This is a genomic window from Chitinophaga sp. W3I9 (assembly GCF_050434025.1).
GTDB lineage: Bacteria > Bacteroidota > Bacteroidia > Chitinophagales > Chitinophagaceae > Chitinophaga.
The window spans coordinates 4,460,611-4,473,810 of the sequence record NZ_JBNPWC010000001.1 but is presented as its reverse complement, the minus strand read 5'-3'; the positions used below and the strand labels follow the sequence as shown (position 1 = coordinate 4,473,810).

Sequence of the window (13,200 nt, the reverse complement as noted above, 5' to 3'; positions counted from 1 at the left end):
ATGAAATCTGGCATTATGCGAACTATCAGGATGCTGTTCTTAACAGCGTGTATTTACTGCCTGGGCTTTATTCAACATGCACAGGCGCAAATCACTTCTCAACCTGTAACACTGCAGGCAGTTGAAGATTCATTTCTTACAAAAAACTATTTATTACTGGCGCAACGCTACCAGGTAGACGCCTCCAAAGCGCTGATACGGCAGGCGAAGATGTGGGACAATCCTTCCTTCAGCACTGTACTGGGTTTCGGCAGCACTAATAACTTTAAACCGTTTAATGTGGGCGCCGGCGGCGAAACACAATATAACCTTGATCAGCTCATTCAGCTGGCAGGCAAACGGAATAAAACTATACAACTGGCCGCAGCAGCCGCCAAAATGAGCGAGGCCAACTTCGATGAACTGGTGCGTACCCTCCGCTTACAACTCCGGGAAAACTTCTACAATGTATACTACCAGCAACAGATTGAAACCGTGTTAAAAGAACAGCTGGATAACCTGCAGAAAATTGTAGATGCATATGTAACAGCTGATAAAAAAGGAAGCGTGGCCCATGCGGATCTCGTCAGGCTGCAGGCATTACAGGTAGGCATTGAAAACGACTTCGCCGATCTGAAACAACAGGAATTGGAATCACAGAAAAACCTACAACAGTTGTTACATACCAGCGTTTTTTATGAGGCCCGGCTGCAACCCGCAGACCTGGCTTCATATAACCTGGATAAGATCCAGCTGCAATCATTACTCGACAGCGTAGCGCAGAACAGGCCGGATGTACGGATGGCTGACGTGCAGTTCCAGACCGCACAGCTCAACTACCGCCTCCAGAAATCAATGGCAGTGCCGGACCTTCATGTAGGCGCCACTTACGATAAGCAAGGCAGTTACACGCCTAATTTCGTTGGCCTGACACTGGGAATTGATTTACCCACCTGGAACCGCAACCAGGGAAATATCCGTGCCGCACAACTTCAAATCGGCGCAGAACAGCAACAGCTGCTGCAACAACAATCCATCGCACAATCAGAAGTGTTGAATGCTTATCAGCGCATATTAGCATTGGAAAAGCGTTACAAAGGATTTGACCTGCATCAGTTCCAGGGAGAATTTGATACCCTGATTGCTGAAGTAGCCAAGAATTTCAGCAAAGGAAATATCTCCCTTCTTCAGTTCATCGATTACTTCAACAGTTACAGCGATAACGCGAAAAATATCAACAAGTTTTTATCCAACCGGGTAAATGCCTACGAAGAACTCAACTATGCAACAGGACAAGAATTATTTAAAAATTAAGCGCATGAAACAGCCTTTCCTTTTTATTGGCTTTTCGCTGCTGGCAACTATTCTGTGGAGTGGTTGTAAACACAGCCAGGCAGAAGATCAGGAGAAAACCACCTTCGTTCTCAGCGATACCATGCTGAAAAATATACGTATCGATACGGCACACCTGCAGCCGGTGGTGAACGAAGTTCGTTTATCCGGTAAGGTTACCCCTAATGGCGGTAAGGTATTGAAAGTATACCCACTGGTGAGCGGGTATGTGGAAGATATCAAAGTACAGCTGGGCGACTATGTACAGAAAGGCCAGGTACTGGCCGTAATACACAGTGCTGAAATTGCTGATTACGAAAAGCAGCTGGCCCAGGCAAAGTCTGACCGCAATGTGGCGGACAAAAACCTCAAAGTAGCCCAGGACCTGTTCGACAGCCGTTTGAACACAGATAAAGACGTAGTAAACGCCAAGGGAGAAGTACAAAAATCTGATGCGGAAATTAACCGGCTCAACGATCTGTTTACCATATACCGCAAAGGCAAAGGCGCTACCTACCTGGTAACCGCTCCTATTTCCGGTTATATTATTGAGAAGAATATCAATAATAACATGGAGATACGTACCGATAACAGTTCCAACATTTTTACCATCTCTGAACTGGATGATGTGTGGGTGATGGCCAATGTTTTTGAAACAGACATTGCGCGTATCAAAGAAGGCTATGAAGCAGACGTGGTAACGGTAAGTTACCCTGATGAGCCCTTCCACGGCAAAATCGATAAGATCTACAATTTCCTGGACCCTGCCACCAAAACCATGCAGGTACGGATCAGCATCGATAACAAAAACATGCTGCTGAAGCCGGAAATGTTTGCTACCGTATACGTGAAGTACCAGGATAACGACCAAAAGATAGCCGTCCCTTCTGCCGCCGTCATCTTTGATAACAGCAAAAATTATGTGCTGGTATTTAAAGACAAATTTAATATAGCCGTACGCGAGGTAGAAGTGGCTAAAACATCCGGCGATATTACTTATATCTCCTCCGGCCTGGCCGCAGAAGAGAAAGTGATTTCCAAAAATCAATTGCTCATCTACGATGCACTTAAAGATTAAGCGGGCCATGAAGCAGCTGTTCTCCATAGGAATACTGGCACTGGGCAGTACCCGCCTGCTGGCACAGGAAAAGAAGACGGATAGCATTATCCCCTACACTTTCCATTTTCAGCAAACACTGGTAACGCAATGGCATCCTGATTTCTCCGCGAAGTACTCAGGCGCCAACAGTTTCCGTACTCATGAAAAAGGGGCTACATCTATTACCAGTACTGTTTATGCCGGTATCCGCCCGTGGAAGAACTTTGAATTATATGTGAACCCGGAACTCGCTGGTGGTGAAGGTCTCAGCCATGCCACCGGCATCGCGGGTTTTCCGAACGGAGAAACCTTTCGCGTGGGCGATCCCAAACCGAAAATTTACCTGGCCCGGGCTTATGGCGTGTATACATTACCGTTAACGTCTGACACTGAAGCGGATGGTGATGACCTGAACCATGTAGGCAGCGCTACGCCTACCCATTATCTCCGTTTCATTGGCGGTAAATACTGCCTCGCGGATTTCTTTGATCAGAATACGTACAGCCACGATCCCCGCACCCAGTTTATGAACTGGTCGCTGATGAGCAATGCAGCATGGGACTACCCAGCAGATGTACGCGGCTATACCATGGCGCTGACCATTCAGTACCGGAAGGATAACTGGCTGTTACAGGCAGCTACTTCCCTGGAGCCGGAAGAAGCCAACGGACCGAAATTGAACTACCAATACGGTAAATCCAACGGTGAGGTAATAGAAGTAACGCATACGCATACACTGAATAAGCATGAAGGGAATGTCCGGTTAATGGCTTTTATTAACCAGGCTCCTATGGGCAATTATAACGAAGCGGTGAGTGCCGCAAAAGATACGCCGGACGTCAGTTCCGTAAGAAGGGACGGACATACTAAATACGGTTTTGGTATCAATATAGACCAGGAACTTACCAACAGCGGCGGCGCTTTCCTGAAAGCATCGTGGAATGATGGCCGCAATGAAACCTGGGCTTATACCGAAATAGACCGCTCTGTTAGCGCCGGATGGCTGCAAAACGGCCAGTGCTGGCACCGCAACCAGGACAACGCCGGTGTGGCGCTGGTGGTGAACGGATTATCAGAAGAGCACCGCAATTACCTTGCTGCCGGTGGCACCGGATTCATGATCGGCGACGGCCAGTTGAACTATGCACCGGAAATGATTGCCGAAGTTTTCTATCAATGTAACATTACCAGGCTACATATAGCCCTAAGCCCTGATTACCAGTTTGTGATGCACCCTGCCTACAACAGGGACCGCGGACCGGTAAATATCATCGGATTAAGGACCAGAGTGGCATTCTAAAGAACAGGAGTTATGAATAAATTCATTAGAAATATTGTCGCTTTTTCGCTGAGGAACAAACTGTTTGTCTTTATCAGCGTAGCTACTTTGATCGCAGCAGGCGTATTTTCCTTTTTGCATACGCCCATTGAAGCCTTCCCCGATGTTACCAACACACAGATTGTGATTGTAACCAAGTGGAATGGCCGCAGCGCGCAGGAAGTGGAACGTTTTGTAACGCTGCCCATAGAAGTATCCATGAATGCGGTGCAGAAGAAAACCAGCGTGCGCTCTGTTACCATGTTCGGGTTATCTGTAGTGAAGATCATGTTCGACGATGACGTGGAAGATTTCTTCGCACGGCAGCAGGTCAACAACATGCTGCAGAGTATCAGTTTGCCGGAGGGCGCCGAACCTGAAGTACAGCCTCCCTACGGTCCTACCGGTGAAATATTCCGGTACTACCTGAAAAGCAGTAAACGCGATTCCCGCGATCTGCTCACCTGGCAGAACTGGGTGATAGACCGGCAGATCCGGAGCGTGCCCGGTGTAGCCGATGTAGTTGCCTTCGGCGGGCAGGAAAAGATCTACGAGATCTCCGCTGACCCGGTACGATTGGCCAAATACGATATTACACCGCTGGAATTATACCAGGCCGTGACCAAAAGTAATGTGAACGTAGGCGGTGATGTGATTGAAAAGAACGGGCAGGCATACGTGGTACGTGGCATCGGGCTGCTGAACAGCATCCCCGATATCAACAACATCATTGTTCAGAATATCAACGGCGTGCCTTTGCTGGTAAAAGACCTCGCAAATGTACATGAAGCCTCTGCCCCGCGCGTGGGCCAGGTGGGCATAGGCAGCAACGACGACCTGGTGGAAGGCATTGTGGTGATGCGCAAAGGTGAAAACCCCACAGAAGTACTCGCCCGCCTCAAAGAGAAGCTGAAGGAGCTGAATGAAACCATTTTGCCGGATGATATCAAGATGGAAACGTTCTATGACCGCGATAACCTCATGGAGTTCTGTACCCACACCGTGATGCACAACCTCGCGGAAGGGATCATTTTTGTAACGGTGATCGTATTCCTGTTCATGGCCGACTGGCGCACTACCGTGATTGTATCCATCATTATTCCGCTGGCACTGCTGTTTGCCTTTATGTGCCTGCGCATGAAAGGCATGAGCGCCAACCTGCTGTCGATGGGGGCGATTGACTTCGGTATTATCATAGACGGCGCCGTGGTGATGGTGGAAGGCATCTTTGTGATGCTGGACCATAAAGCCCACAAATACGGCATGGAGCGGTTCAACAAAATGGCGAAGCTGGGCTGGATCAAGCAAACCGGTGGAGAACTGGCCAAAGCCATCTTCTTTTCTAAACTCATTATCATCATCTCCCTGATCCCCATATTTTCTTTCCAGAAAGTAGAAGGTAAAATGTTTTCGCCACTGGCCTGGACGCTGGGATTTGCGTTACTGGGCGCACTGCTCTTTACCTTAACACTGGTGCCGGTACTGTGTTCCATCTTGCTCAACAAAAATGTGAAAGAGAAGAATAATCCACTGGTGAACTTCTTTGACCGTTTTGTAATGAGAGGGTTTGGATGGACCTACCGGAATAAACGCCTGAGCATTACGCTGGCACTGGCCTTCATGGTACTTACGTTTATTTCCGCCAAATTCCTGGGAACAGAGTTCCTTCCGCAGCTGAATGAAGGCTCCCTGTGGGTAACCACGGAGTTGCCCATGAGCATGTCGCTCACGGAAAGCACTAAAATGGCGCATGATATCCGGCAGGACCTCGGCGGTTTCCCCGAAGTAAAAAGGGTATTATCGCAGGTAGGCCGCTCCAACGATGGTACAGATCCCAACGGTTTTTACTTTATACAATACCAGGTAGACCTGGCGCCGAAGGAAGAATGGAAACGGAAGATCACGCAGGACGAGCTGATTTCCCAGATGGAACAACGGCTGAAGAAATACCCGGGTATCATCCTCAACTTCTCGCAACCAATCAGCGACAACGTTTCTGAAGCAGTAGCCGGGTTCAAGGCTGCCAACGGCGTAAAGATTTTCGGCGACGACCTCGTGAAGCTGGAATCATTGTCGCAACAGGTAGTGGCGCAATTGAAAACGGTGCAGGGTATTAAAGATCTTGGCGTGATCCGGAATATTGGTCAGCCTGAAATGAGCATCAATCTCGACGACAACAAAATGGCCCAGTATGGTGTAGCCACCGGGGATGCCCAGGCAGTTATTGAAATGGCCATTGGCGGTAAAACGGCTACCCAGCTGTATGAAGGCGAGAAAAAATTCGATATCCGTATCCGTTATGATGAAAACTATCGTAAAACGGAAGATGACCTGGCCAACCTGATGGTGCCTACTATCAACAACAATAAAATACCGCTGAAAGAAATCGCTGAGATCAAAACCATTACGGGACCGGCTTTCATTTACCGCGACAGTAACAAACGTTTTATCGGCGTGAAGTTTTCTGTCCGTGACCGCGACCTCGGCAGCACTATTGCGGAAGCGCAGGCGAAGATCAACCGGGTAGTGAAATTGCCGAAAGGTTACAGCATTGGCTGGACGGGTGAATTTGAAAACCAGGTGCGGGCTACGCAACGACTGGGACAGGTAGTGCCTATCAGTATCATTGCCATCTTTATGGTGTTGTTTATTATGCTGGGCAGTGTAAAGGATGCGGGGCTGGTGTTAATGAACGTGCCGTTTGCATTGATAGGCGGTATCCTGGCATTGCATGTTACCAATATGAACTTTGGTATCTCTGCGGGGGTAGGTTTTATTGCATTGTTTGGTATCTGTATTCAGAATGGGGTGATTCTCATTTCTGTATTTCATAAGAACCTCGAAGCGAGATTATCGCTGAATGAATCGATCAAGTTAGGTGTGCAGAGCCGCATACGGCCTGTGGTAATGACCGCCATGATGGCCGCCATCGGTTTGATTCCGGCGGCCATATCACATGGTATCGGGTCTGAAACACAGAAGCCGCTGGCGATCGTGGTAATTGGCGGGCTTATTACCGCAACGGTATTAACCCTGCTGGTGTTCCCGATCATTTTCTATGGCGCCTATAAAAATAAGAAAGATCAGATGTGAGGATGAAATTGCGTATAGTCCTTTCATTTAGTTTGTTATAACGTGGTGGACTATACGCTTATATTTTTAGTTCGCATATAGGTTGATAGAATGGTCGTAAAAAAGAAAAGGCCGGAGTGATCCGGCCGATTCAATTTTATGGTCAACTACTCCGCCCTGCCGAGAAGAAACAACGCGGGGCGGATTTTTTATTCTACTTTTCTTCGCCGGGATTTATTGAACATAAGTCCTTTTTCCACTCCCTTTCGCAGTTCTGCCTGTTGTTCCGGCGGTAATGCATGGGTGGTTTGGCAGGATTCACTGCAGCAGCCATCATATTTCTTCGCGCAGGATTCGCACTGGATAAACAGGAGGTGGCAGCCATCGTTAAGGCAGTTGGTATGTGTATCGCAGGGCGCTCCGCACTGGTGGCAATGACTGATAATATCGTCGCTGATGCGTTCCCCAAGCCGGTCGTCGAATACAAAATTTTTACCTTTGAACTTAATGGGAAGTCCCTGCTGCCGGGCTTTGTTGGTGTATTCAATGATACCTCCTTCCAGGTGAAATACGTTTTTAAAACCATTATGCAGCATGTAAGCCGATGCTTTTTCACAACGGATTCCACCAGTGCAGTACATGATGATATTCTTATCTTTTTTATCTGCAAGCATATCCACCGCCATCGGCAGCTGATCGCGGAAAGTATCTGAAGGTACTTCTATGGCGCCTTCAAAATGACCTACTTCATATTCGTAATGGTTTCTCATGTCCACGATCACGGTATCCGGGTCGGCAGTAAGTTCATTGAAGGTGCTGGCATCCACGTAACGGCCACGGTTGGCCATATCGAAGGTGGGGTCCTCAATTCCGTCGGCCACAATTTTGTCGCGGACCTTGATTTTCAATACAAAAAAGGATTTGCCATCATCGTCCACGGCAATATTCAGCCGGATGCCATGTAGAAAGTCGATCGAGTACAACTGTTGCTTAAATGCCTCAAAGTGATGCTCAGGAACGCTCACCTGGGCATTAATGCCTTCATGGGCTACATAAATGCGTCCGAAAGTACCGAGTTGGAAAAGGGATTCGTACAACTGATCACGGAATGCCTGTGGATCGGGGATTTTTGCGTACTGGTAGAAAGAAACGGTCACGCGTTTAAACGTTTCATTGGCCAGCCGGACCTTCAGTTCGGCGGCAGATACTCTATTGTGTAATGCCATAATTGCTTGAAATTTTAAGGACGCCTGCGTCGCGAACAAAACTCCAATCAACTCTCTTTAATCGTAAAAGAACAATTGATTTAGGGGGCAAAGGTAGCAAAATCCATTGAATATCAGGAATGAGAAGGGTCTGATTTCTTCGCCCACTGGTACAGGACGTGTAAGGAAAACCAGGCTATTGCGCTGATAATGAAGATATAACCGACAAAGCCGGGGGTTCTCAGTTCTGCTGCGCCGGGCAGGTCATTTGTTTCCGTAATGTAGGCGGCTGCGGCCAGGATAATTCCCGACAACAGCGCAATGAGGGCGATCTTTCTCATACCGGTAATTCAAAGGATGACGGTTCATTTTGGCACCAACGTGTGAGTAAAATGTGCACAGCGCTTGTCCAAATATACTTACCTTACTAACGAATTAAGGCCACCAAAGGTTCACCGGAGATCTAAAAAATATTTATTTTTTTCTAACTATTTGATAATTATTGTATATAACTTTGCAGATAAGTTACAACCCCGATTGGCACCCTTTTTGAAAATTGATTAAGAGACGCAATATTGTTTAACCCGAAAATGTTATTTTATGAGTATTTACATTACCTACTTTATTTATGCAGTTGTTGGTATCTGGATCTACAGGTTACTGGCATATTTCTTTGATGAAAAGAAAGAGATAAAGAGCAGGAAGAAATTTTAGAACCGGTTTGTGAATGATGAGATACGGGGATTTTGTTACCTGGCAAGCAATAACAGGTGGTAACAGGTCCCCGGAATCACTGTCAGTTCTTAGTTCTTAAACTTCACCATATTCCCCAGGATACCTCCAAAACCAACCCGGACGCCTATACGGGTATCTTCCTTACTCTGATAACCCGTTACCACATCTACCCTGATCATCTTCAGAATATTTTCAATACCTCCAAAAACTTCTACATAGTTATTATCACTGTTTACATAAAATGCGTTGGCGCCAACTACCAGGTTCCATTTCAGGCGGTTGAACAATGGAATTTTATTGGTGAGTAATCCATTGAAATGGTGTTCTACATTAGCGGTAGCATAAAACGGGGCGGTAGTACTGTACTGGTAATACGGCGCCAGCTGGAAGCTGTTCAGGTATTTCATGTTATAGAAAGTCTGGTTGCCATTGAAGTGCTGGTAATCGGGTATTGGTACGTTCCGGTCGTTCAGGAACCCGCCTGCGCCGATACGGTAGCGGAATTCCCCCAACAACTTGAAGTTCATGTTGTCCTGAACGGAGAAACTCCATTTGTCGAAATCAACAATACTGTTTGCCACATTGGGTATCCCTTTGCTGTAACCTACTTTGAACGTGGGGTATTTGGAGCCAAAAGGGATTTTCCGGTCGGGCAATTCCACAAACTGTTGACCGGGCTGGAAGGTAAAATCCACATCCAGTATTAACGCCTGGTGCTTTTCAAAGGGCACATTGGCCAGCTCATAGGGATGGTTGGGCGTAAACTGCTTACGGTCGTTTTTAAAGATTACAAAGTCGGTGGTATTTTCTACCGGGTTCCTGCTTTCATAAGTAGCGGCGAACGATAACTGGTCATTTGTCTGGAACGTACGCGCGTAGCGCAGTTTGCCAAACCAGTTTTCATAGAGCTTCATATAGTTTTCCTTCAGGAACAGGGTATAAAACTCATTGGCGATATTATCGATGGGATTGTCCTGGTTAAACTGGGAGATGCGCTTCCCTCCTGCCAGTGACCAGTCGTTGCGGCCATAACGCTTCTGTACTTTACTCCTGTTACTGAAATCAATTTGCGTATAGGCATTGAAGTGAGTATTGCTTAATCCGTACCGAAAGAAAGGTGTAATCCGCAGGCTGCTTTCTTCTCCTGTATAGATGTTCAGCTCAGGCTCCACTGCAATAACCAACCCTTCCACGGTATTATACTTCAGTGATTTCAGCAGTCCTTTTACACCGAGGGAATGATATTGTATGGAGCTGTCGCGGCGGAAATAGTACTTATGTTTTACACCGTTCCAGAGCACATCCGTTACTTTTACCGGTTTCTGTTTCCGTTGCAGGGAATCGAGGTGATAGCGGGAAAAGGAGGAGTCGCGCGCTGCTTTGGCGATGCTGTCTTTTTCGTGATAATCCTTCACCTCAGCGGTTTCCAGCGGAACCGGCCGGATGCTGTCCCAATAAGTATGTCCTTGTTTATCAAAGGCAGAATCATATTTGAGGAAGGTGTTATCAAAAAACTTCGGCGGGAATTGAGGATGTACATTATAATCGGAGTATACATTGACGAAGCTGCCACCCATGCGGAAACCAAACTTATTAAATGAGATGTGCATTACCTGGTCTTTTACGCGCCAGATGTCGGCGGTAACGGGTACGTGGGTTTGGCGGATCTCCAGCGTGTCCATCAGTTCCAGCTGGTATTCACCGGTAAGGATCAGGTCTGTGCTGTGAATGCGCCAGTCGTCATCTGTAATGAAGATATATCCTGAAAACAGTGGTTCCTGTTTACGGCGGGGAATCACCTGTATTTTATTAACCGTTTTGCCTTCTTCCGTGAAGGTGCCTTCCAGCCGGTATTTATAGTAGGCGAGTGCATTTTCTGCAATGGGAGAAATATAACCCCTGGGGCCCATTTGTGTGATAACGGCGGAAACATTGTTATCATAGAAGCTGATGATGGCAGGGAAGCTTAAGCCAAAGCCGCCGCCACTTTTGCGGGAGGAAATGACTTCCAGTTTTATTTTATCCGGCTGCCTTGCAGATATTTTAGTTACTGACTCCGACAGGAATATCATGCCTTTCCCGGTGCTGTCGACTCCCATGTCGTTCTTATCTATTTTCTGTCCCATGAATTTCCCTGGAACAGTTTTCATCCCGATAGTCCCTTTGATATAAGACATGCAGGTATATTCTTTTACCTGCTCCTGGTAGAAATGCCGTTTCTTAATGGCCTGCCGGATGATGGCATAGGCAGGATCTTCTCCGTTGGCTTTCACTACTACTTCTTTTATCTGCATGTTAACGGGCTGCAAATGAAAGTCGAGCACCTGCGTTGGGGCGTTTACGTTAAGCGGCAGTTCCGTTCTTTTAAAGCCGATATACTGGCATACTACCGTATATTGACCTGCCGGGAGGTCAAGCTGGTATTGACCGGCAGCATTGGTCGTGGTGCCGGTGGTAGTTCCTTTTATGAATACGGTAGCAAATGGAAGCGGCTGATCCTTATCATCCGTCACGCGGCCTTTCACCACAATAGCCTGGCAGTAGCTGGAAATGAAAATGCAAAACAGGGCAGACAGATAGTTCTTCATATCCCAAATGTAACGGCGAACAGCTTACAGGTTATTTGCACAAGCTGTTTTATCAGAATTTTAACACCCTGGATAAGTAATCAGGCGGGCTTTTTCGCCGCACGGACAAACGCAGCAGAGCTGGCAGCAAAGCCGGCTACGAGTCCCCCGATAAAGGAACTGACCATGCCCATTAGCGGTGCGCTCCGCACCTTCAATATCATTTCACTCATGCGGTTGGCGAGCAGGTGATCATTTCTTACATCCATATAAAAAGCCAGGATCATCCATAACACAAATACGCCCATGAAGGCGCTGAAGAATGATTTACCCGGTGACAAAGGCATGAGCAGCGTTACCAGGAAAGCCACGAGCGCTACGCTCCACCAGGGCAGCACCATACCTGCTACATAAGACAGGAGAAGGATCAGGAGAAAATGGGCAAAGGATTTCATGATTCTAATATAAGGAGAATAATGCGGATTGTGCGAATTTTGTCTTACTCAGGATTACGCTGATTATACTGATTTTACTTTTTGGATTTTTTGGATTTTTATGATTTTCTTTTAAGAAAAAGACCAAAACGATAAAATCGCTTTGGTCTCTCTTAAATCTTTATAATCTTGATAAAATCCAAAAAGTAAAATCAGTATAATCAGCGTAATCCTGAGTAAGACAACATCCGTTACAGGGCACTCGCTGTCAATGCCTGCTCTATGTCTTCCACGATATCCTTAATGTTTTCCAGTCCTACGGAAATCCGTATCAGTCCTGGCGTTATACCGGCAATAGCGCGTTCTTCTTCAGAGAGTTTTGCGTGGGTGGTGCTGGCAGGATGCGAAGCAATACTGCGGCTGTCGCCCAGGTTAGCGGTGAGTGAAAGGAGCTGTAAGGCATCCAGGAAACGAACGCCCTGTTGCAGGCCGCCTTTCAGTTCAAAGCATACGATACCACCGCCGCCATTCATTTGTTTTTTGGCAATGTTGTATTGCGGGTGACTAGTCAGCAAAGGATATTTCACTGACAGCAGGTGCGGGTTGTTTTCCAGGCGCTCGGCGAGTTTCAAGGCACTGGCCGAATGACGTTCCATTCTTACATAGAGGGTTTCCAGGCTTTTGCTGAGCACCCATGCGTTGAATGGCGACATGGCCGGGCCGGTACTTCTGCAAAAAGTATGGATTTCCTTGATCAGTTCCGCCTTTCCTACTACTACTCCGCCGAGTACACGTCCTTGTCCGTCGATCCATTTGGTAGCCGAATGGGTAACCAGGTGGGCGCCGTATTCAATAGGGCGTTGCAATACAGGCGTTGCAAAGCAGTTGTCGACGTTTAAAATGATATTATGCTTATTGGCGATGCCGGCCAGCAGTTCCAGGTCTATGATCTCAAGACCGGGATTAGACGGCGTTTCCACAAAGATCATCCGGGTATTGGGCTTTATCATGGCTTCAATACCGGCGGGATCGGTCATATCAAAATAGGAAGTTTCAATGCCCCATTTTGGCAGGAACTTCGTGATCACGGTGTGGGTGGAGCCGAAGATAGAGCGGGCAGACAACAGGTGGTCGCCGGTTTTGAGCAGGGCCATGAAGCTGGCAAAAATTGCGCTCATACCGGAGGCCGTAGCATAGCCGGCTTCTCCTCCTTCAAGGGCGCACATCTTCTGTACAAATTCGTCTACATTGGGATTGCTGAAACGGCTATAGATATTGAAGTCTGTTTCATCCGCGAAAGTAGCACGCATTTCTTCTGCGTTATCAAAACAAAAACTGGAGGTCAGGAACATGGGTACAGAATGCTCCATCTGGTCCGTTTTAGGCGTCTGCATTCTTACCGCATTGGTATCCGGTTGGTATTGATTTTTTTCTTTGCTCATGGATATGGTAGTTACAG

Annotated in this window: 9 protein-coding genes; 4 read left to right on the top strand and 5 right to left on the bottom strand. The window is 47.2% G+C overall.

Annotation, left to right across the window (positions count from 1 at the left end; all coding sequences use genetic code 11):
• Nucleotides 1-15 precede the first annotated feature (15 nt).
• Genes QFZ51_RS18215 through QFZ51_RS18200 form a run of 4 tightly spaced genes read left to right on the top strand, consistent with a single transcriptional unit; the run spans nt 16 to nt 6,821 of the window.
• Nucleotides 16-1,293: a TolC family protein gene (locus QFZ51_RS18215; RefSeq protein WP_429047779.1), complete on the top strand. Its 1,278-nt coding sequence runs from the start codon at nt 16-18 to the stop codon at nt 1,291-1,293.
• Nucleotides 1,294-1,297: 4 nt separating this feature from the next.
• The gene (locus tag QFZ51_RS18210; RefSeq protein ID WP_429047777.1) at nt 1,298-2,389 is read left to right on the top strand and encodes an efflux RND transporter periplasmic adaptor subunit; all 1,092 of its coding nucleotides are present in this window, start codon (nt 1,298-1,300) and stop codon (nt 2,387-2,389) included.
• A gap of 7 nt (nt 2,390-2,396) precedes the next feature.
• Complete coding sequence (locus QFZ51_RS18205; protein ID WP_429047775.1) at nt 2,397-3,710, top strand: carbohydrate porin; 1,314 nt, start codon at nt 2,397-2,399, stop codon at nt 3,708-3,710.
• Nucleotides 3,711-3,722: 12 nt separating this feature from the next.
• Nucleotides 3,723-6,821: an efflux RND transporter permease subunit gene (locus tag QFZ51_RS18200; RefSeq protein WP_429047772.1), complete on the top strand. Its 3,099-nt coding sequence runs from the start codon at nt 3,723-3,725 to the stop codon at nt 6,819-6,821.
• A 188-nt stretch (nt 6,822-7,009) separates the two neighbouring features.
• Here the strand turns inward: QFZ51_RS18200 and QFZ51_RS18195 are convergent, their stop codons facing one another.
• The 5 genes from QFZ51_RS18195 to QFZ51_RS18175 form a co-directional block, all read right to left on the bottom strand.
• Nucleotides 7,010-8,026: a rhodanese-related sulfurtransferase gene (locus tag QFZ51_RS18195; RefSeq protein WP_370910385.1), complete on the bottom strand. Its 1,017-nt coding sequence runs from the start codon at nt 8,024-8,026 to the stop codon at nt 7,010-7,012.
• A gap of 113 nt (nt 8,027-8,139) precedes the next feature.
• On the bottom strand, nt 8,140-8,346 hold the full coding sequence (locus QFZ51_RS18190) for a hypothetical protein (RefSeq protein WP_370910384.1): 207 nt from the start codon (nt 8,344-8,346) through the stop codon (nt 8,140-8,142).
• Nucleotides 8,347-8,808: 462 nt separating this feature from the next.
• Nucleotides 8,809-11,328: a DUF5686 and carboxypeptidase regulatory-like domain-containing protein gene (locus QFZ51_RS18185; protein ID WP_429047768.1), complete on the bottom strand. Its 2,520-nt coding sequence runs from the start codon at nt 11,326-11,328 to the stop codon at nt 8,809-8,811.
• Between the two features lie 80 nt (nt 11,329-11,408).
• On the bottom strand, nt 11,409-11,762 hold the full coding sequence (locus tag QFZ51_RS18180; RefSeq protein WP_429047765.1) for a hypothetical protein: 354 nt from the start codon (nt 11,760-11,762) through the stop codon (nt 11,409-11,411).
• 230 nt (nt 11,763-11,992) lie between these two features.
• The gene (locus QFZ51_RS18175) at nt 11,993-13,183 is read right to left on the bottom strand and encodes an O-succinylhomoserine sulfhydrylase (RefSeq protein ID WP_429047764.1); all 1,191 of its coding nucleotides are present in this window, start codon (nt 13,181-13,183) and stop codon (nt 11,993-11,995) included.
• Between the last annotated feature and the right edge of the window lie 17 nt (nt 13,184-13,200).

Bases quoted from the DNA above. Each gene is read 5' to 3' on its own strand.
- QFZ51_RS18185 (WP_429047768.1), bottom strand. From the start codon at position 11,328: ATGAAGAACTATCTGTCTGCCCTGTTTTGCATTTTCATTTCCAGCTAC.
- QFZ51_RS18195 (WP_370910385.1), bottom strand. From the start codon at position 8,026: ATGGCATTACACAATAGAGTATCTGCCGCCGAACTGAAGGTCCGGCTG.
- QFZ51_RS18175 (WP_429047764.1), bottom strand. From the start codon at position 13,183: ATGAGCAAAGAAAAAAATCAATACCAACCGGATACCAATGCGGTAAGA.
- QFZ51_RS18210 (WP_429047777.1), top strand. From the start codon at position 1,298: ATGAAACAGCCTTTCCTTTTTATTGGCTTTTCGCTGCTGGCAACTATT.
- QFZ51_RS18215 (WP_429047779.1), top strand. From the start codon at position 16: ATGCGAACTATCAGGATGCTGTTCTTAACAGCGTGTATTTACTGCCTG.
- QFZ51_RS18180 (WP_429047765.1), bottom strand. From the start codon at position 11,762: ATGAAATCCTTTGCCCATTTTCTCCTGATCCTTCTCCTGTCTTATGTA.
- QFZ51_RS18200 (WP_429047772.1), top strand. From the start codon at position 3,723: ATGAATAAATTCATTAGAAATATTGTCGCTTTTTCGCTGAGGAACAAA.
- QFZ51_RS18205 (WP_429047775.1), top strand. From the start codon at position 2,397: ATGAAGCAGCTGTTCTCCATAGGAATACTGGCACTGGGCAGTACCCGC.
- QFZ51_RS18190 (WP_370910384.1), bottom strand. From the start codon at position 8,346: ATGAGAAAGATCGCCCTCATTGCGCTGTTGTCGGGAATTATCCTGGCC.